The organism is Stenotrophomonas sp. JAG2 (assembly GCF_041080745.1).
GTDB classification, from domain to species: domain Bacteria; phylum Pseudomonadota; class Gammaproteobacteria; order Xanthomonadales; family Xanthomonadaceae; genus Stenotrophomonas; species Stenotrophomonas maltophilia_AA.
This window is the reverse complement of sequence record NZ_JBEUMH010000004.1, coordinates 133610-153325: the sequence shown is the minus strand read 5'-3', so window position 1 is coordinate 153325 and position 19716 is coordinate 133610. Positions and strand designations below refer to the sequence as shown.

17 protein-coding genes are annotated in these 19716 nt (G+C 63.5%); 6 read left to right on the top strand and 11 right to left on the bottom strand.

All coding sequences use genetic code 11. The annotated features are described in order from the left end of the window. The first annotated feature begins 131 nt into the window (after positions 1-131). Positions 132-1082, top strand: a complete 951-nt coding sequence (locus AB9O74_RS06625) for a glutathione S-transferase family protein (protein WP_369348811.1) — start codon at positions 132-134, stop codon at positions 1080-1082. A gap of 31 nt (positions 1083-1113) precedes the next feature. On the opposite strand, the gene AB9O74_RS06620 is transcribed toward AB9O74_RS06625, so the two are convergent. Then, positions 1114-2616 carry a YifB family Mg chelatase-like AAA ATPase gene (locus AB9O74_RS06620; protein ID WP_369348810.1) on the bottom strand — a complete coding sequence of 501 codons (1503 nt, stop codon included), beginning with the start codon at positions 2614-2616 and terminating at the stop codon, positions 1114-1116. A 160-nt stretch (positions 2617-2776) separates the two neighbouring features. On the opposite strand from AB9O74_RS06620, the gene yidA reads away from it, so the two are divergent. After that, a complete protein-coding gene (yidA, locus tag AB9O74_RS06615; protein WP_369348809.1) occupies positions 2777-3616 on the top strand; it encodes a sugar-phosphatase in 840 nt (279 codons plus the stop codon). Between the two features lie 23 nt (positions 3617-3639). Here yidA and AB9O74_RS06610 read toward each other — a convergent pair whose 3' ends face one another. Beyond that, complete coding sequence (locus tag AB9O74_RS06610) at positions 3640-3903, bottom strand: accessory factor UbiK family protein (protein ID WP_176987923.1); 264 nt, start codon at positions 3901-3903, stop codon at positions 3640-3642. Between the two features lie 126 nt (positions 3904-4029). Between AB9O74_RS06610 and AB9O74_RS06605 the strand changes: the two genes are divergently transcribed. Then, positions 4030-4368 (top strand): P-II family nitrogen regulator, encoded by a 339-nt coding sequence (locus AB9O74_RS06605; protein WP_369348808.1) that lies wholly within the window; start codon positions 4030-4032, stop codon positions 4366-4368. A 31-nt stretch (positions 4369-4399) separates the two neighbouring features. Here the strand turns inward: AB9O74_RS06605 and AB9O74_RS06600 are convergent, their stop codons facing one another. Then, positions 4400-5053 (bottom strand): RIO1 family regulatory kinase/ATPase, encoded by a 654-nt coding sequence (locus AB9O74_RS06600; protein ID WP_369348807.1) that lies wholly within the window; start codon positions 5051-5053, stop codon positions 4400-4402. Between the two features lie 476 nt (positions 5054-5529). Here AB9O74_RS06600 and AB9O74_RS06595 point away from each other — a divergent pair, with 476 nt between their 5' ends. Then, positions 5530-6435, top strand: coding sequence for an aspartyl/asparaginyl beta-hydroxylase domain-containing protein (locus tag AB9O74_RS06595; protein WP_176987925.1), 906 nt, complete (start codon positions 5530-5532; stop codon positions 6433-6435). Positions 6436-6716: 281 nt separating this feature from the next. On the opposite strand, the gene speE is transcribed toward AB9O74_RS06595, so the two are convergent. After that, positions 6717-7571 carry a polyamine aminopropyltransferase gene (speE, locus tag AB9O74_RS06590; RefSeq protein WP_346490605.1) on the bottom strand — a complete coding sequence of 285 codons (855 nt, stop codon included), beginning with the start codon at positions 7569-7571 and terminating at the stop codon, positions 6717-6719. A 192-nt stretch (positions 7572-7763) separates the two neighbouring features. Between speE and speA the strand changes: the two genes are divergently transcribed. Next, positions 7764-9653, top strand: coding sequence for an arginine decarboxylase (gene speA, locus AB9O74_RS06585; RefSeq protein WP_176987927.1), 1890 nt, complete (start codon positions 7764-7766; stop codon positions 9651-9653). 94 nt (positions 9654-9747) lie between these two features. After that, positions 9748-10071 carry a DUF6122 family protein gene (locus AB9O74_RS06580; protein ID WP_369348806.1) on the top strand — a complete coding sequence of 108 codons (324 nt, stop codon included), beginning with the start codon at positions 9748-9750 and terminating at the stop codon, positions 10069-10071. A 182-nt stretch (positions 10072-10253) separates the two neighbouring features. Here the strand turns inward: AB9O74_RS06580 and AB9O74_RS06575 are convergent, their stop codons facing one another. From AB9O74_RS06575 to AB9O74_RS06545, 7 genes are all read right to left on the bottom strand, one after another. Next, on the bottom strand, positions 10254-10661 hold the full coding sequence (locus AB9O74_RS06575; protein ID WP_369348805.1) for a hypothetical protein: 408 nt from the start codon (positions 10659-10661) through the stop codon (positions 10254-10256). Positions 10662-10841: 180 nt separating this feature from the next. Further along, on the bottom strand, positions 10842-14045 hold the full coding sequence (locus AB9O74_RS06570; protein ID WP_369348804.1) for a hypothetical protein: 3204 nt from the start codon (positions 14043-14045) through the stop codon (positions 10842-10844). 9 nt (positions 14046-14054) lie between these two features. Then, the gene (locus AB9O74_RS06565) at positions 14055-15470 is read right to left on the bottom strand and encodes a hypothetical protein (RefSeq protein ID WP_369348803.1); all 1416 of its coding nucleotides are present in this window, start codon (positions 15468-15470) and stop codon (positions 14055-14057) included. 53 nt (positions 15471-15523) lie between these two features. Continuing rightward, on the bottom strand, positions 15524-16561 hold the full coding sequence (locus AB9O74_RS06560; protein WP_369348802.1) for a helix-turn-helix transcriptional regulator: 1038 nt from the start codon (positions 16559-16561) through the stop codon (positions 15524-15526). A gap of 733 nt (positions 16562-17294) precedes the next feature. Further along, positions 17295-18620: a sensor histidine kinase gene (locus AB9O74_RS06555; protein ID WP_369348801.1), complete on the bottom strand. Its 1326-nt coding sequence runs from the start codon at positions 18618-18620 to the stop codon at positions 17295-17297. Then, the gene (locus tag AB9O74_RS06550) at positions 18617-19279 is read right to left on the bottom strand and encodes a response regulator transcription factor (protein WP_176987930.1); all 663 of its coding nucleotides are present in this window, start codon (positions 19277-19279) and stop codon (positions 18617-18619) included. Before AB9O74_RS06550 ends, AB9O74_RS06555 begins: the two co-directional genes overlap by 4 nt. After that, on the bottom strand, positions 19279-19521 hold the full coding sequence (locus AB9O74_RS06545) for a PepSY domain-containing protein (protein ID WP_342589208.1): 243 nt from the start codon (positions 19519-19521) through the stop codon (positions 19279-19281). The genes AB9O74_RS06550 and AB9O74_RS06545 overlap by 1 nt, the downstream gene beginning before the upstream one ends. Between the last annotated feature and the right edge of the window lie 195 nt (positions 19522-19716).

The window sequence follows — 19716 nt, the reverse complement described above, 5'->3', positions numbered from 1 at the left end:
ACGCGATGAAACATGCACCGGCTGCGAAGGCCCATCACCGGGCATTGCCGATGCGTTTGCTACAACACGCTGTAGAAGCCGGGACGCACCACCGGCGCATCACATACCGCTATCAGAGGAGTACTCCCGCGATGGGCATGCTGGTCGACGGAACATGGCAGGAAGGCACCGCGGGTGCCGCTGACAAGGACGGTCATTTCAAGCGCGAGGAATCCACCTTCCGCGATTGGTTGAGCGCCGACGGCAGTGCTGGCCCGAATGGCGAGCCTGGTGTCAAAGCCGCGCCTGGGCGGTTCCGCCTGTATGTAAGTCTCGCCTGCCCGTGGGCCCATCGCACCCTGATCATGCGCGCGCTGAAAGGCCTGGAAGATATGATGCCCGTGTCGGTGGTCAACTGGCACATGGGTGATCAGGGCTGGACGTTTGAGCCCGGCCCGCAGGTGACGTCGGAGCCCGAACGCGGTGCGCGCTATCTACATGAACTGTACGCGGCCGCCAAGCCGGGAATGACCGGCAAGGTGACCGTGCCGGTGCTGTGGGATCGCGAGCGCGGCAGGATCGTCAGCAATGAATCGGCGGACATCATCCGGATGTTCAACACCGCCTATGACGGGCTGGGTGCCAAGGCCGGTGATTTCTATCCGGTGGCGCTGCGTGCTGAAATCGATGCGATCGACGAACGGGTCTATGCGACCGTCAACAACGGTGTGTACCAGGCGGGCTTCGCCTCAACGCAGAAGGCCTATGAAGAGGCTGTTGGTCCGTTGTTCGATTCACTCATCTGGCTGGACGAACGCCTTCAGCAACGCGAGTGGCTGGTGGGCGATGCCATGACCGAAGCCGATATCCGTCTGTTCACCACCTTGATCCGCTTCGATGCGGTGTACTACGTGCACTTCAAGTGCAACGTGCGGCGCATTGCGGACTTCGCTGGCCTGCATGCGTTCGTGGCGCGGATGATGGCGATTCCGGAGGTGGCGGATACGGTGAGCTTTGAGCACATCAAGCACCATTACTACGGGAGCCATCGACATCTCAATCCGTCTGGGATCGTGCCGGTGGGGCCGGAGTGCACATACTGAGCCAGCATTCCGGCCATCCCGGCGTCTTGCCTCACCCGCTACCACCCCGATCCAACTGCCGATACCCGATCGCCTCCGCCACATGCGCGGTCGCGATGTCCTGGGCATGATCCAGATCCGCCACCGTCCGCGCCACCCGCAGAATGCGATGCATCGAGCGCGCTGACAGCTGCAACTGCTCCACGGCATCCTCCAGCAGCTGCTGATCCTCCCGCGACAACCGGCAATGCTCGCTCAGCTCGAACGGCAACAGCTGTGCATTGGCTTTCCCACTGCGCACCAGCTGCACCTCCCGCGCGGCCACCACACGGGCACGAACACTCGCACTGTCCTCGCCCAGCGGCGCGTCATCCCGCAGCTCGCGCGGATCCAGCCGCGGCACTTCCACATGCAGGTCGATGCGGTCCATCAGCGGCCCGGAAACGCGCCCCCGGTAACGACGGATCACCTCCTCGGCGCAGAGGCAGCGTCCACTACGATCCCCCGCCCAGCCACACGGGCACGGATTCATGGCCGCAACGAGCTGGAACCGGGCAGGAAAGCGCTCGGTGCGTGCCGCGCGGCTGACCACCGCAACCCCGGATTCGATCGGCTCGCGCATGACCTCCAGTGCATGCCGGCTCCACTCGGGGAGTTCGTCCAGAAACAGCACCCCGTTGTGTGCCAGTGAGATCTCCCCAGGTCGGGGATGCGAGCCGCCGCCGATCAGCGCCACCGCGCTGGCGGTATGGTGCGGCGCCCTGTAGGGCCGCTGCCGCCAGCGCCCCGCATCAATACCCTGGCCACTGCACGAGGCAATCGTCGCCGCTTCCAGGGCCTCCAGCTCGCTGGCCGCGGGCAGGATGCCGGGTAGGCGCGAGGCCAGCAACGTCTTGCCGCAGCCGGGGGTGCCGAGCAGCAACAGGTGATGCCCGCCGGCCGCCGCGACCTCCAGCGCCCGGCGCGCCTGCAGCTGGCCGCGCACGTCGCGCAGGTCGGGAATGCTGACCGGCAGTGGGTCAGCCGCCACGGCGGGCGGCAGCGTACCGCTCTCAAGGGCGCTGCAGACTTCCAACAGGGTGCGGGCGACGCGGACGTCGGCGTGCTGGGCCAGCGCGGCTTCCTCGCTGTTGGCGGCGGCCACGATCAGGCTGCGGCCGTCCCGGGCGGCGGCAATCGCAGCAGGCAGGACGCCATCGACCCCGCGCAGTTCACCGGTGAGGGCCAGCTCGCCCAGGAACTCGAACCTGTCCAGCGACTGTGCATCGATCTGGCCGCTGGCGGCGAGGATGCCGAGCGCGATGGCCAGATCGAAGCGGCCGCCTTCCTTGGGCAGATCGGCCGGGGCCAGGTTGATGGTGATCCGCCGCTGCGGAAACTCGAAGCGTGCGCAGATCAGCGCGGCACGCACGCGGTCGCGCGATTCCCGCACGGCCGCCGCCGGCAGCCCGACGATCTGGGTATGTGGCAACCCACCCGACAGGAATACCTCGATCCGTACGGCGGGGGCTTTCACGCCGGCACGGGCACGACTGTGCACCAGCGCCAGGCTCATGCGGTTGTTTCCGGGGTCTGCGGCATGCCGGGAACAATGGCAGGGCACAGAGACCGCAATCCATCAGCGCTTGCCCCGCCGTGGGGTAGGCAAACGGTGCCGCAGTGTCCAGGCACTCCCGCTAGACTGGACGCCCCCACGCACCACGCCGTCGAACACCATGGATATGCACCACCGCTCCGGCCCGATCGAACTGGTCGCCATCGATATGGACGGGACCCTGCTCGATCCCGCACACACGCTGACGCCCCGGGTCATGCAGGCCATCGCCCGCGCCCGCGCGCAGGGCGTCCAGGTGGTGCTGGCCAGTGGCCGCCCGGTGTCCGGCATGGCACCGTTCCTGCAGCAGTTGGGTATCGAGGGTGAGCAGGACTACTGCATCGCCTGCAATGGCGCCGTGGTGCAGAACATCGGCAGCGGCCAGCGCGTCATCGAGTTTCCGCTGAGCTTCGAGGACTTCGTGTTCTGCGAGCGGATCTCACGCGAGCTCGGTATCCACTTCCAGGCGCTCGATGGCCGCCGCATGTACACGCCCAACCAGGACATCAGTATCTACACGGTGGCCGATTCGCACCTGTCGAACGTGCCGCTGTCGTATCGCCGGGTGGCGGACATGGACCCGGCGATGCAGTTCATCAAACTGATGATGATCGATGAGCCGGACGTGCTGGATGCCGCCATCCAGCGTCTGCCGTCCGAACTGACCGACCGCTTCGCGGTGCTCAAGAGCGCGCCGTTCTTCCTGGAGGTCTTCGATCACCGCGCAGGGAAGGGGCCGAGCCTGGAGAAGCTGGCCGCGCACCTCGGCGTGGACCGTGCCAACGTGATGGCGGTGGGCGATCAGGAGAACGACCTGACCATGCTGCAGTTCGCCGGCACCAGCGTCGCCATGGGTAACGCGATTGCGGCGGTCAAGCAGACGGCGCGCTTCGAGACGGCGAGCAACGCCGAAGATGGCGTGGCGTTGGCGATCGAGCGGTTCGTGTTGCAGGACGCGTAAGAAAAGCGCCGTCCGAGCCTGACTTACTCCCGAGGCGCAGCCGACCCGTCACGCGCCTCCAGCGCGGCCACCGTCTTCTCCAGCGCCTCCAGCTTCTCGCGGGTGCGCAGCAGCACCGCACGCTGCACGTCGAATTCCTCGCGCGTCACCAGGTCCAGCTTGCCCAGCCCGGCCTGCAGCGCGGTCTTGAAGGTGGCCTGCAGTTCTTCGCGCGACTGGCGCAGGCCCGGGGGGACCATGTCGCTCAGGCGGCGGGCGAGGTCATCCAGGTGGTTGAGGTCGATCATGCTGCGGCTCCGCGGGGTATGCGCCAAGGATAAGCCGCCACGCTGCCGGCGGCACGGACCGCGCGCATCGCGTTCACCGGCGGACAGGCGTTATCCTCGCAGCCTGAGAGACAGGAGTGCAGACGGATGAAGATGGTCATGGCGGTGGTCAAGCCGTTCAAGCTCGACGACGTGCGCGAAGCGCTGGCCGAGCGCGGCGTCACCGGGATCACGGTCACCGAGGTCAAGGGCTTCGGGCGGCAGAAGGGCCATACCGAGCTCTACCGCGGGGCGGAGTACGTGGTCGACTTCCTGCCCAAGGTGAAGATCGAGGTGGCGGTCACCGACAGCCAGGTCGAGGAGGTGGTGGAAGCCATCGTCAAGGCCGCCGGCACCGGCAAGATCGGCGACGGCAAGGTCTTCGTGTACGACCTGGGCACCGTGGTGCGCATCCGCACCGGTGAGCTGGACGCCGACGCGCTGTAACACGCGCCGGCTTTCCTGAGGGCCCCCGCGATCAGGCGTGGCCCTTGAACCAGCGGTAGAAACGCTTCCAGGCCACGCGCACGCCGGCCACCCAGCGCGGATCGGCCACCTGGGCCGCCTCGGCGGGGCTGGGACGCTCGCCGGTCAGGCGCTGGCGCATCTTCAGCAGGTTCTTCATGTCGCTGCGGCGCAGCTGGCGCGAGACCGGGTGCACCGGCAGCCAGCGCGGGCTGCGCCAGGCCGAAGTGAAATCGACCAGCACCGGCACGCCCCCGCTGACCATGACGTTGGTGCCGTGCAGATCGTTGTGGGTGATGCCGGCGGCATGCAGGCGCGTCAGGGCGTACTGCAGCTGCTCGAAGACCTCGATGCCGACCGACTGGGCCGCGCTCAGGGTCTGGCCGGGAATGAACTCCATGCCCAGCGCGAGCCCACCGATGGTGCCGAGCAGGGCAGGGGCGTGTTTCCAGCCGCTCAGGCGCTGCAGGATGCGCGCCTCGCGGCGGACCAGCAGGCGGGCGATCGGCGACAGGGGGGTGCCGCGGTAACGGGTGTAATCCTTGACCACGGCCGCCTGGCCATTGAGGCAGGTCCGGTAGACGTCGGGTTCCAGGAGGCGTTCGCCGCGCTTGAGCAGCTCGGCGGGGGCGGTGTCATCGACACACGGGGCAACGATTGTATTCATAGGGGTCTGTGCGACCCGGCGGTCGGCGCAATGCGTCAGGCGTACCGGTGCTGCTTAACGTGGGGAACTAAAGATTTCGTTAATTTTAGTACTCGGCAGTACATGAATCCAGATCATGTCGGAGAAATGTCGTAGCGCAGCGTGGAACAGTTCGTCACGCTGAAGCGGACAATCTTGTATCGTTTGAAAGAATTTCGTTCTATATCAGCGGGTTGCCGGCGATCACCGGGGAGTGCGGGGCAGGCATGGCTGCCGTGCGTCCAATGCAGCAGGCGGTTCCATGGGGCGCCAGGCGCTGAACATCGCCCAGCCCGTGCTTGACCGCGACGCGGGCGCTGCCGACCATATGCTGTTGCTTGCGACATCGGCGGCCGCCCCTCCCCGGCACGTCCCCGCCTCCTGCCGCCCTATCGATGCCGGTCACTGCCGTGCATCGCCCCCACCATTTCGGGTCCGGCCATGCCGGAGGAAGACTGATGATCAAGATCGTGCTGGCAGGGCTGTTCATCGCCTGCGTGCTGTACATCCATTACCGCGGCAAGGTGCGCGCGCGCTGGTCGCGCCAGCTGCTGGACCACTCCAGCTTCATGGCCCCGATCAACGTGATCATGTACGCCTTCTCGAAGGTACCGACCACGCCGTTCCTGGATCCGGGCAAGGAATTCCCGCAGCTCGAGCCGCTGCGCCAGAACTGGCAGATGATCCGCGACGAAGCGTTGGCCCTGCGCGATGCCGACAAGATCGCCGCCTCCAGCACCTTCAACGATGCCGGCTTCAACTCGTTCTTCCGCCGCGGCTGGAAGCGCTTCTACCTGAAGTGGTACGGCCCTTCGCATCCCTCGGCCAAGGCGCTGTGCCCGAAGACCACCGCGCTGCTGGAATCGCTGCCGGACGTGCGCGCGGCGATGTTCGCCCAGTTGCCCTCGGGCAGTGAACTGCGCCCGCACCGCGATCCCTTCGCCGGCTCGCTGCGCCTGCACCTGGGCCTGGCCACGCCGAACGATGACGCCTGCTACATCGAAGTGGACGGCATCCGGAAGAGCTGGCGCGACGGCGAGTGGATGATGTTCGACGAGACCTACATCCACCACGCGCACAACGAGACGCCGGATGACCGCGTGATCCTGTTCTGCGATATCGCCCGCCCGCTGCGCTTTGGCCTGCCGGGCCTGTTCAACCGCGCGGTGGCTTCCACGCTGCTGGCCGGTGGCGCCTCGCCGAACCTGCCGGGCGACCCGACCGGTGGCGTCAACAAGGCCTTCGGCAGCGTCTACAAGGTGCGCCTGAAGGCCAAGGCGCTGCGCGAGCGCAGCGTGGTGGCCTACCAGGTGATCAAGTGGGGCCTGGTGGTGGCGGTGATCGCCGGCATCTGGGCGATCTGAGCCGGGGTGCATGAGGTTGCCGGCCAGCGGCCGGCACTACCGGGCATGAAAAACCCGGGCTGTTGCCAGCGCGGGTTTTTTGTTGCCTGCATCGATGTGGTCCGCACCGACCAACGGTCGGTGCCTACCGCCATGGCCGGGTTTTCCGGTCAACGCCGAAGCGGACGTCGACCGGCAGGTGCCGACCGTTAATTGGCAGCCGCACGCACCGGTAGGTGCCGACCGTCAATTGGCAGCCGCACGCACCGGTAGGTGCCGACCGTTGGTCGGCACGCCTTCGATCAGCCCTTCAGGGCTGAAGCCACGAACGGCGGGGTCACCAGCACGCCGGTGTGCAGCGCGGCGGTGTAGTACAGCGTCTCGAACGACTTGGCGGCCGAATCGGCCTGGCGGAAATCGAAGCTGCTCTCGCCCTTGCGGGCCAGGGTCACGCTCCACCAGCCGGTCGGGTAGCACGGCTGCGGGAACGGCAGGGTCTTGAACGAACCGAAACCGGCCTTGCCCATCTCGGCGCGCATTTCGTTGATCAGGTCCAGCTGCATCAGCGGCGACTCGGACTGCTGCACCAGGATGCCGTCATCCTTCAGGGCCTTGAAGCAGCTCTCATAGAACGCCTTGTTGAACAGGCCTTCGCCCGGGCCGACCGGATCGGTCGAGTCCACGATCACCACGTCCACGCTGCCGGCCGGGCAGTTGGCCATGTAGGCCACGCCGTCATCGAACATCAGCTCGGCGCGCGGATCGTCGTTGGAATCGCACAGTTCCGGGAAATGCTTGCGGGCCATCACGGTGACCTGCTCGTCGATGTCGCACTGGGTCACGCTCTCCACGCCCTGGTGCTTGAGCACTTCGCGCAGGGTGCCGCAGTCGCCGCCGCCGATGATCACCACGCGCTTGGGCGCGGCATGGGTGAACAGCACCGGGTGGCTGATCATCTCGTGGTAGAAGAAGTTGTCCTTGCTGGTCAACATGATGGCGCCATCGATGGTCATCAGGTTGCCCCAATCGGTGGTCGCGAAGATCTCGATCTTCTGGAACGGCGACTGCACTTCATCCAGCTTGCCGGTCAGGCGGTAGCCGATGGCCGAGCCGGTGCGCTCGAAGTGTTCGATGTACCAGTTGTTGTTGTCAGTCATGGAATAGCAGTCCTGTTCGGAAGGGTGTTGGAGCCGGGCTGGCGGCGGTGCCGCGTGGCGCAAGCCACGTCCGGACGGGTTGGCCCGTTCAGGTTTCAAGCCTGAGCACGGGCGCGGGCGCGCATGATAACGGAGCTGTCGCCACATAGGCGTTATCATGCACCCCCTTTTTTACCAACCAGGCCCACTGAAATGACCGATTGGTCCCTCGACCAAGCCCGCAAGACCTACTCGATTCCGCATTGGGCGGATGGTTACTTCGACGTGGATCAGGCAGGACACATGGTGGTGAGACCGACTGGCCAGGACGGCCCGGTGGTATCGCTGCCGAAGATCGTGGACGCCGCCCGCGAGGCCGGCGCCAAGCTGCCGCTGCTGGTGCGCTTCCCGGACATCCTGGGCCAGCGCCTGGGCAAGCTGCAGGCCGCCTTCGCGCAGGCGCAGGCCGACTGGGACTACCCGGGCGGCTACACCGCCGTGTACCCGATCAAGGTCAACCAGCACCGTGGCGTGGCCGGCACCCTGGCCAGCCACCATGGCGAGGGCTTTGGCCTGGAAGCGGGCAGCAAGCCCGAGCTGATGGCCGTGCTGGCGCTGTCGCGCCCGGGCGGCCTGATCGTCTGCAACGGCTACAAGGACCGCGAGTACATCCGCCTGGCCCTGATCGGCCGCAAGCTGGGCCTGCAGACCTTCATCGTGATCGAGAAGCCCTCCGAGCTGAAGCTGGTGCTGGAGGAATCCAAGGCGCTGGACGTCAAGCCGGGCCTGGGCGTGCGCATGCGCCTGGCCTCGCTGGGCGCGGGCAAGTGGCAGAACAGCGGCGGCGACAAGGCCAAGTTCGGTCTCTCGCCGCGTCAGCTGCTGGACCTGTGGAAGTCGCTGCGCGATACCGAGTACGCGGACTGCCTGAGCCTGCTGCATTTCCACATGGGCTCGCAGATCTCCAACGTGCGCGACATCGCCAACGGCATGCGCGAAGCCACCCGCTACTTCGTGGAGCTCTCGCGCCTGGGCGCGAAGATCACCCACGTGGACGTCGGCGGTGGCCTGGGCGTGGATTACGAAGGCACCCGCTCGCGCAGCTTCTGCTCGATCAACTACGGCCTGAACTCCTACGCCAGCAACATCGTGCAGCCGCTGGCCAATGCCTGCGAAGAGCATGGCTTGACTCCGCCGCGGATCGTCACCGAGTGCGGCCGCGCGATGACCGCGCACCACGCGGTGCTGATCGCCAACGTCTCCGAAGTGGAAGAGGCGCAGGAAGGCCGCGTGCCGGACCAGCACGACGACGAGCCGGCGGCGATCCGCCACCTGCGCGAGATCCACGCCGAGCTCGATGAGCGCCCGGCGGTGGAGCTGTTCCAGGAAGCGCAGCACTTCCATGCCGAAGGCCTGTCCAGCTATGCGCTGGGCCAGATCGACCTGCCGCAGCGCGCCCGCATCGACGACCTGTTCTACGCCATCGCCCATGCCGTGCGTGCACGCCTGAGCTATGACGAGAAGAGCCATCGCCCGGCGCTGGACGAGTTGAACGAGCGCCTGGTCGACAAGTACTTCGTCAACTTCAGCGTGTTCGAATCGATCCCGGATGCCTGGGCGATCGACCAGGTGTTCCCGATCGTGCCGATCGAGCGCCTGAACGAGCAGCCGCAGCGCCGCGGCATCATCGCCGACATGACCTGCGATTCGGACGGCATGGTGAAAACCTACGTCGAAAACGAGAGCCTGGACACGTCGCTGCCGCTGCATGCGCTGAAGTCGGGCGAGAGTTACCGCATCGCCTTCTTCATGGTCGGTGCGTACCAGGAGATCCTGGGCGACATCCACAACCTGTTCGGCGATACCGACGCGGTGGAAGTGCTGGCCGACGCCGATGGCTACGCGATCACCCAGCAGCGCCGCGGTGACACCACCGATGTGATGCTGGACTACGTGGGCTACAGCCTGGCCGACCTGCGCGCGAGCTACGCCGCGCGCGTGGCGGCGGCGGACCTCTCGCCGGCGCGTGCGCAGGAACTGTCCGAGGCACTGGAAGCCGGCCTGACCGGCTACACCTACCTGTCCGACGAGCCGCTGGCCTGAGCCGGTGGCGACGGGTGATGGCCTTCGGGCCTCACCCGGCCGTCCGTAGCGCCGGGCACTGCCCGGCGGTTCCTCCAAGGCACCCGGAACCCGCATGAGTGCGCGCGCGATCTTTCATCTGTTCCTGCATGCGGCCGTGCCGGCGGTGCTGGCGTGGATGTTCTGGCGCAAGCGTTTCCTGTCCGCCTGGGTGCTGATGCTGCTGGGCTGGATCATCGATCTGGACCACCTGCTGGCCGACCCGATCTACGCCCCGAACCGCTGCAGCATCGGTTTCCATCCATTGCACACGGCGTCGGCGATCGCGGTGTACGCCGGGTTGTGCATTCCGAAGAAGACGCGGCTGTTCGGCATCGGCCTGATCATCCACATCGTGCTGGATGCCATTGATTGCTGGTGGATGCACGCCGGCAGGTAAATGCACGCCGGCCGGTAGATCCACGCCATGCGTGGATGACGCACCGCATCAGATCCGCTGCAGCTGACCGGTAGTGCCGGCCGCTGGCCGGCTCCACGCAGGGTCGGGAGCCGGCCAGCGGCCGGCACTAGCAACAGTACGGACCATAAATTCCCAGAGCAGGCGGTGGATCGTCTGCCCGCCTACAACGCAGAGTCGCCAGGGGCCGCACTATTGCTTATTCCGCTGGGCCGCTCTGCCTGCTCCGCATCGATGATGGGCAATTGTGTTGCAAAAAAGTTGGCGGCAACCAGCCCATTGATGAGCACGTAGCTGCAGATGGCGCCGTCGAGCCAGGCGCCGGCCATCAAGGAAATGATGACACCCAAGGCGGCAAGAACTGTGGTGATGACGAAGTTGACACCACAGCTGGCGCGCGAACGAGCCAGCGCGGATGCCTGCCGCCACCAGAATCCTTGTGTGTAGCGTCGGCCCTTGGCGATGCCAAGGTTGTAACGCTGGACATTGATGCCTCGAATTAGTCCATAAACCTGGAGCGGCAGAACGATGAGCAGGTTGAGGAGAAGAAAAAGAAGGGGCATAGCTTCCATTGCAGGAACTCCGGTTCGACACTGCCGGGCTGGCAGCGACAGAGTCAGGTTGCACAGGGTGCGCGACACACCCTGTCGTCTGAGCAAGAACGTCTGCGAACGGGACAGCCTGCCATGAAGCAGGCTGTGCATCCTCAACCTCGGCCTCTTATGTGGGCATCGCAGACGCACCCGGTGATGTCATGACGTGGCGTGAAAAACGAAATTGCCCACTCGCAGCGACGTCTCGTGTGCGTTGGGCGAGTACACGCTCAACGCGCCCTGATCATTGGCGCAGAAGTAGTTCCAGGTGCCGTCCTCCAGCGTGAGCTCCTTGAACTGCCTACCGTCTTGGCTGAGATGGAGTCCGTTGTGCCGACTCCACGAAGGGAAAATACTCATTCCATCCAGATGGAAGCACTCTCTGACCGAAATTCGCACTTCCTCGAGCTTCCACTCATACCCCTTCTCGGACGTAAGAAGTTCGTTGGAGCCGAAGCACATCAGTTGCTGTCCCATCCGCGTCACCAACGCACCAGCGCCGTGTCGTTTGTCGCCGCCCCAGGTGCAGTTGCGCCAGCCTTTGCCGGGCGTGTAGTACTGCACGAAAGGCTCGGTATCGGTCTTCTTCTTGTTCGCGACGTAACTCCAGTCATAGCTGCAGAATACCAGCAGAGAGTTCACGCCAGGAATCCTGCGGACGGAGTCGATATTTACACCTTCGCCTACTCTTGGAGCCCCATCCCATAATGACCATGCACCATCAAGTTCATCAACGCTGTACAGCACGGATTCGGTGTAAGACGAAGTCTTTTCTGAGTCGAAAAAGAGTCCTTTCTCCGTGTGTCGATAGTCCCGGCGACGTGTAAATCGCCAAACCCAGGCGCTATCGAGATGGACGATGTCCTCTGTCTGTGAGAAGGACCAGTCGTCGCCATTGTCTGGGAATTGTGTTTGCTTCCAGTTCACCGCATCGTGTGAATAGTGGAAGCCGCCGGTATGGCTCAGCAGTATCCATACCCCGTCAATGACGGCGATATGGCGGGCTCTCTGCTCCTCAGAACCAAAGGGATACACCTCTTGCCAGTTGATTCGATCGCTACTGACGAAGTACGTACCTTTGTCGGTTGATATCAGCCAGGACCTGCCGTCACTCTGGATGTTCTGAATGGACTCTGGGTCGAACGGAATTCCCTCCAGATCCTTCCACTGAATACTGAATAGCTGCGTTTGTCCTTTGATGTCGAGGGACACCGAGCGCTTGGCTAAGTCTTCCTCAGCCTTTCGCAGTTGAGCTTCTCGACGTTCCTGGGCGCGGGTTTCGACGATGGAGTTACCAAACTGGCCGCTAGCAAACAACCGGAGCTGCGACTGGGCATCGTCACACGCGCTGGAGAAAGACCCGAGGCTTCTCTCCAAGCGACCCTGATGGTGCTCGAACTGATCGCTCCAGTCTTCATTGCTGGTGGAGTTGTCCAGGTCGAACTCTTCGATACCTGTTTCATCCTTGAAATCGAATGTCGGCATCCTGAAGCTGGAAACAAGACCATTTGCTTCCCTCAATATGGAGGACTTAGTCTCGATCAGGTCGCGGACCTTTACGCGAAGCTGATTCAACGACGTCAGTGCGGACTTTCGGCCCACCAGGAAGGCCGTACTGCCGACGGCGGATCCAAGTTTGCTCAGAAGACCCTCGTCGAACGGCGACGCATCGAGAAAATAAGAGTAATCCATAGCCTTTCTTGACACGTCGCTAAACTCAAAGCCAAGTCGCGTTGCTGCCCAGCTGGCCTCGCCGAGCTGGCTGATGGATTTGGCAAAGGTGTCCTCAAATCGCAGCTCTCGATAGCGCAGGATATTGGCCCAGCCTTTGGTGATACGGGATAGGCTCGCACATGCTGTCAGAAGTCGATCTGGCTCGGTCTCTTGGATGACCTGCTGCAGCGCGTCGAAACGGTCCTTGAACTCTGCAGGCTTGAGCGAGCTGATGATGCGCATGAGCAGCGGATTCCCAATCCTCTTCTGCTCAATCGTCAAAAGGAAGAAAGCATCCAGAAGCCAGCAGTACGTGATATTGCTATCGCTGAGAAGGAGCTGCAGACGCTGCAGCTGCCCTGACTGAAGCTGCACGGTGCGAGCGCCGGACATGAACGGACCGAGAGCATCATGGCAGCCTGCCTTGGTCGCCAGTTGAGTAATGAACTCCCTACCCAGCGGGCCAAGATCACCCGGGTTCTCCAGGCAGAGCGAAAGCAGCCGGACGTAGTCGCGACGGTCATCGGCATCCGTTGTGGAATCAAGATAGCTATGTACCGTGATGTCTGGCAGCTCTGAGACGAGAGACACTTCTTCGTCCGCTGTCTGCCCCAGCAGGAGTGTTGGCTCAGCTGCAATCTGGTGCTTGTCCTTGAAAAGATCGATTGCCAGCAGCCCGCCACCGACAACCTCGGCGATCAAGTCGCGCAAGGTGTAGGTCGTCGCCAGTCCATCGAATTCGTCACCGAAAATTCGGGAGATGATCTTCTCGCGTGCAGCATCGCTGTTACACAGTTCGTTATCCTCGATCAGCGCAGCAATCTTCGTGTACTGGTCAGAGAGATAGTAGAGGGCGTTGAATCCCAGGCCGGACACGCTTGTCTGGATGAAAGCGGAGTCGATAGCAAGATCATCGGCGGAGAGCGCAATGTGGGACCGGTAGCGCTCGATGCCGGTGGCATCCATCTGGTCGATGAGGGCGATGATGAAGTCGAGCAGACGAACTTCCTCATCGCAGTTCACGCCGAGCTTTTCCAGCGTCACGACCAAGTGATTGACGTCTTGGAATGTCAGCGAAACGTCGCTGTGGGTACGCAGGAAGTCGTAAGAGAGCTGTACGACGAGCAGTGAGCTGGGCAGCGACTTGTACCGCCGCGCATTCGCTTCTATGTTCAGCGACCAGGTGCTGAAGCGAGTGTTGTTTTCGACATGCCGAAGTCGGCTGTTGATCTTGTCGATCGCAAGTTCTAGAAAGTCCCTCGTTTCGATGATGTATTCATTCATCGTCCCTAGGTTGTTCCTGATGACCGCGATGCTCTGCGCGTTGATCAGATTTTGTTGCTGAAGCTGCTGTAGAAAGTGCCAAGCCACCTTCTGCATCTGAAGCATGTCCACTTGGTTGGACAGGCCATTCTGGCGGGTTGCGCCGCTGATTGTGCTCACGAATCGTCTGCAGAATCCGGCGTTCGCCTGTTTATCCAGCCGCGCCTGGCTGGTACTCACGAGGCGGGAGGCGTCGATCGCCAGCTGCTGTGTCAGTGCGGCGTTGCCGCGATGGTGCGCGACCAGCGCATCCACAGCGTCCTGGTCTGCTTTGCTGGGGATATCGTGAAAGATATGCTGTTGGGGATCTTGGATAGTGGCGTTCATGGATAGGCCTTACAGATTATTGATCTTGTCTTTGAGTCGAACACTCTGCGAATGCAGTGTGCTGACCTGGGTGGCAAAATGCCGCTCGGAGAGGAACAGGCCCTTGTGGAAGTCCGCGTAGAACGCTTGGGACACCTCGAGGTATTGCAACGCCTCCTGCATGGTCAGGCCGTTATCAACGACGTGCCGTGTGCCATCCAAGGTGAGTCGGAAGGCTTTCTCAACATGGTTGTCCAATGCAATGGTCATCGCCAAAGAGGTGATCAGGCCACCTACGATGCTGCCGATCAGCATTCCCGGGGGGCCGCCCGGCGCACCCAATGTGGCGCCGATTGACGCGCCGACCACGCCTGCGCCAGTCTGGAAAATGTTGGTACCAGTACGCGTCTCCAGTTCCGTCATGGTCATCTTGCCAATGCCAACCAGTACCAGGCACTGGACGAGGTCCACCGCACAGACGGCTGCGCCGGCAACTCCGCCACGGGCAACAGCACTAGCGAACCCGGCTCCGGCGAACAGGCCCGGCATGGCACGTGTTGCCATGGCGACACTTGCGGTGCCCGCACCTGCTTTCAAGGCGGCATCACCGGCGGCGATCACGGTGTTCTGAAGAATGCGCTGTGCCGCTTGTTCCGGTGTAATTCTGCCCTCTCTGACCTGCTGGATATGCTGGAATGTGTTGATGCTCCCTGCGATCACGGTGGTGACCACGGCAGCCGAGCCAGCTGCACGCACGCTCTGCTGTAAAGTGGCTTTATTGAGATAGCCATCCTGCATTGTTTCGTGAAGCTTCTTTCCGGCGTCGGACCCCCTCCCGAGCTGCTCAGCGTCGCGTTTGCCTAGCGGTGTTGACTGCACGCCGTCCACATCCAGTTGAGCGCTAGTGTTATCACCCACCTTCTGCGCTGCCTCAGCAACGCTCGGGCGTGTCTGCTGATTCTTTAGTACGTCTCGTTGTGCGGACTGGCGGATACCATCGATCTGATCCGCTGGGCCGACGAAGAGATCGCTGTCCTGATAGCGGTGTACGCCGTCCTTGCTCGCGCGGAATGCTTTCTGGGTTGCATCGGCGTCCTTGAAGTACTTCAGCTGCGCACCGAGCAACTGTTCGTCACCATGCATCACAACAATGTCATGTGTCATGTCATTGCGTGCGAGTGGGGTATTGGCGAAGGTGTCGGTGAATGCCCGGACCTCCTTGTCCTTCAGGATCGCATCAAGATTGAAGGTCTCCGCGTGCCACGTTTCGGCTGCAAACCCGCCTTTGATTGCGCTGTTCTGTGCGGTTGACGCAACCCCTCTCAAGAGACTGTTGGCTTGATCCATCTGGCTCAGCATCAGGCTGACCTTTTCCGCTGCTTGCGCCGACCAGATAGGACACACGCTTACCGACCCTGAGATTATTCTGTTACGTTCGTTACCCATATGTGGTCCTTTCATGGCGGTTGCTTAGCAAGGTTGCGGGCTGCTCGGCCCGTTCAATACAAGGAGAGGACGCTATGCGTACGAGCCAGGACGGCCTGCTTGAGCGCTACGGGTGATTGGATCCGGATGTTTTCGCCAAGCCCATATACCCACCAGAAGCTCTCCTGGTCATCCGGCAAGTGAGCATGCAAGCGGACCCAATCCGTCTCCGGGATCGGCGTCAGTGTCTGGTCGCTGCTCAGTGGCGTTTCTCGCAGAGTCCAAGCCAGCTGCGGATGCACATCGGCGATCAGCTCGACCGTGTCCGTGCCTTGGCGCGGCGTAAACGCGGCGCCAGGCAAATAGTCGTCCATATCGAACGCGTCATCGCGCGAAGTAAGCTCCAGAAGCTCGGCGCGTTGAATGCGATGCATCGCGAAGTGGCGGATATCGCTGTACTCACCTACGCTAGCGATAAGGTAGTTGCACGGCCCTCGCGATACGATTCCCCTTGGATGGAGCACCATGGGCCTGATGTCGCCCTTGGCACGACTCAGGTAGTCCACCCGAAGTTGGCGTTGCCGAAGTAGTGCATCTGCAACGTGTTCCCACACCTTTCCATCCACGATGGCCGGCAACAGTGCCCGACCGTTGGGCAAGCTCCGTACTCGGCGGGCCCACCGTCCGTGGCTTCCAGAACTGGTACTTTCGATCCTCGTACGAGCCTCTGAGAAATGTGGTCGCAGCAAGGTGAGGACATCAGGAGGGAGCAGATATTTCAGATGATGCTCTGACAGGCACATTGCCAATGCTTCTGCCGAACTCATGACTGGCAGCCCGGCCCTGGTGTGAGGCTCATATGACCATCGGTAGGGACGCTGCTTGCGGATGGCCTCGTCTTCATCGTCCTTGGAGCACATCAGATTGAATCGGCCACTCAGCATTCCCTCCAGATCCCGCTGAAGGGACCTAAGGGTGATGTCGAAGTCGGGATCCTCCTGAAGGAGCGCGTCGCGTAGCTGGGTGGTTGAGATGCTGGCCGGGTGACGCGGTATTAGCCGCAATAGAACAAGATTGCGACGCGTGGGGTCCTTTTTGATTCGATTGTTCATGGTCGTAGGCAGGCTGGTCGTCACGTGCAAGCGCTGGGGCGCGCTGATTGAACAAGCTTGTTCGGTGCAGGCGACACACTGCGTCGCCTCTGGGCGCTTCAATAGATCATTGGCCGGTGATGCGACGGACGAGCTTCTTCGGAGCCGTTGGTCTAGCGATGACGCTATCTGCACGGAACGCGTTGCAGCGTCGGTGTTTTCCGTACGCTCGGCAGTGACCGTTGGCTTTGCCAAGGGGCATTACTACCCGTGCATCAACCCACAGCAGGCGACGGTTGTTACCGCTACGGTAACTTCCGATGCTGCGTATTTCCGTCGCGGATTTTGCGCACGTGTGATGGGAGGCGGGAAATGACCTTATGACTACAGCGTCCATGATGCTGTGTGCTTCCTTGTCCATTTGAATGATGCTGCCCTGCCAGTTCCAGGCGGGCTCCTTCACATGAAGATGACGTTTACCTATTACTTTTGCAATAAGGATGTACCGCTCGTTCCGAGTGTCAGATTGTTGACACTGGGACGCGGCACAAGAACGCATAGCAACGGTAGTGCTTCCGGCTGTACGGTTGCCGACATGATCGACAGCCGGCCAGCGGCCGGCACTACTCATGGCTCCACGCAGCGTCGGGAGCCGGCCAGCGGCCGGCACTACCCATGGCTCCACGCAGGGTCGACAGCCGGCCAGCGGCCGGCACTACCAACGGCAAACGCAACGCCGTCTGCGACGGCGCGTTTACCCGGCCGGCAGCGTCAACGTCGCGCTCAATCCCGGCGTGGCATTGGCCAGCACCAGGGTGCCGCCGTAACTCTCGGCGATGTCCGCCACGATCGACAATCCCAGCCCGCTGCCTGCGGCACGCTCATCCAGCCGCACGCCGCGTTCCAGCACGCGCTCCAGCTGCTCTGGCGGGAGTCCCGGACCATCATCGGCCACGGTGATGCGCAGCTGCGTACCCTCCCGTGCCACGTCCACGCGCACGGCCTGCGCGGCCCACTTGCCCGCATTGTCGAGCAGGTTGCCCAGCATCTCTTCCAGATCCTCACGCGCGCCTGCGAAAACACCCGCCGCGTCGCCGTCGCATTCGAAACGCAGCCCGCGCGCCGCATGCACGCGCTGCATCAGTCCGCACAGCGCGCTCATCACCGGTGCGACCGGCGTGCGCTGCTGGCTGTCCGCGCCCAGGCCTGCGGCCAGGTAGCGATCAATGCTCGCCTGCATGCGCGCGGTCTCGCTGCGCAGGGTCTGCCGCCAGTCGCTGCCGTCGCCTTCGGCTTCGGTGGTGAGCACGGTCAGCGGCGTCTTCAGCGCGTGCGCGAGATCTTCGGCGCTGCGGCGTGCGCGCACCATCATGCGCTGGTGATGATCGAGCAGCGCGTTGAGCTGGCCGGCCAGTGGCGCGACTTCCTTCACCAGGCCCTGCTGCGGGAAGCGCACGTTCTCGCCATTGCGCACCTGCCCGGCGATGCGGCCCAGTTCGGCCAGCGGCCGCAGGCCGTAATGCACCTGCGTGACCAGCACGCCGAACCACAGCGCGATCAGAACGGCCAGGGCAAGCGCGGTGCGCTGCCGGAAGCTGGCGACCTGGGCATCCAACTGGCTGCGGTCGGTGGCGACCATCACGATCACCGGCGCGGCGGCGCGGGGCAGGGTCACCTGCTGGGCCAACGCCCGCAGCGGTTGCTGCAGCGGCCCGGTGAGATCGATCGCCTGCGCCGGGCCGGGTTGCAGCCCCACCGGGGCGGCGAGCGATTCGTCCCACAGCGAGCGCGACTGCCCGAGGGGCTGGCCCTGCGGGTCCAGCACCTGCCAGTAGTCGCCGGAGAACACACGCCGGTAGCGCTCGTCGGCCAGGGTCTGGCGCCACTGCAGCCGGCCGTCGGCATCGCTCTCGGCCAGCGCCAGGACCGCGATCAGATCGTTGCCCAGGCGCTCGTCCATCGCGGTACGTGCGGAGCGCTCGAACATCGCGCCCAGCCACCAGGTCGCCAGGGCCGAGACCAGCACCAGGCCCAGGCCACCGGCGACCAGCAGGCGCGTGCGCAGCGAGCCGGTGGTCATGGCGTCGCCGACAGGCGGAAGCCCTGGCCGCGGTGGGTATGGATCAGCTCGCTGCCTAGCTTGCGGCGGATGCGCCCGATCAGCACGTCGAGCGTGTTGGAATCCGGATCGAAGCCATCCTCATAGACGTTCTCGCCCAGCCGCGCGCGGCTCAGCACGGTATCGGGGTGGTGCATGAAGTAGCTGAGGATGCGGTGCTCCTGCGCGCTGAGCGCCAGCGGCGCGCCGTCCAGCTCGAAGCGGCCGGCGTTGACGTCCAGCACCAGTGGACCGCATTGCAGCCGCGGATGCGCGTGGCCGGCACTGCGGCGGATCAGGGCGCGCAGGCGCAGCAGCAGTTCTTCGGGCTGGAACGGCTTGGTCAGGTAGTCATCGGCACCGGCATCGAAGCCGGCCAGCTTGTCGTGCCAGCGGGCGCGGGCGGTCAGCACCAGCACCGGGAAGTCACGCCCGGCCTGGCGCCAGCGCTCGATCACGCTCAGTCCGTCCAGGCCTGGCAGGCCGAGGTCGACCACCGCCGCGGCGATGTCCTCGATCTGGCCCTGGTATTCGGCATCCCGGCCCTCGGCGCTATGGATGACCACGTATCCGGCTTCCTCCAGCAGCGTCTGCAGGCGGCTGGCGAGCAGGGTGTCATCTTCGGCGAGCAGCACGCGCATCAGTCTTTTTCCATTTTCAGCAGGCGGCCGGTGGCGGCATCGTAATCCAGCTCCATCACCACGCCATCGGGGCCGAGGATCTCGATTTCATACTTGGCGTCATCCAGCTCCACTTCGATCAGCTTGCCGGGGTAGCGCCGCAGCGCATCGGCGACCACCTGTTCCAGCGGCACGAACCGGCCCTGACGCACCGCCTGGCGCACGCTGTCCTGCTGGCGGCTGCCACCGTCGAGCACCCGCATCGGGTCCTGGGGGGCGAGGGTCAACAGCAGGGGCAGCATCAGGGACAGGGCGGACATGCGGGCACGCAGGGCAGGGGCGGGCCACCGGTATACCGGGGATGTCTAAACAGTATCTAACAGTCGCCCTCATGGTCCGGTTAGGCGCGGTGGCCAGACTGGCGGTGCCGGAATGGACCGGCGCCCCCTCAAGGATTC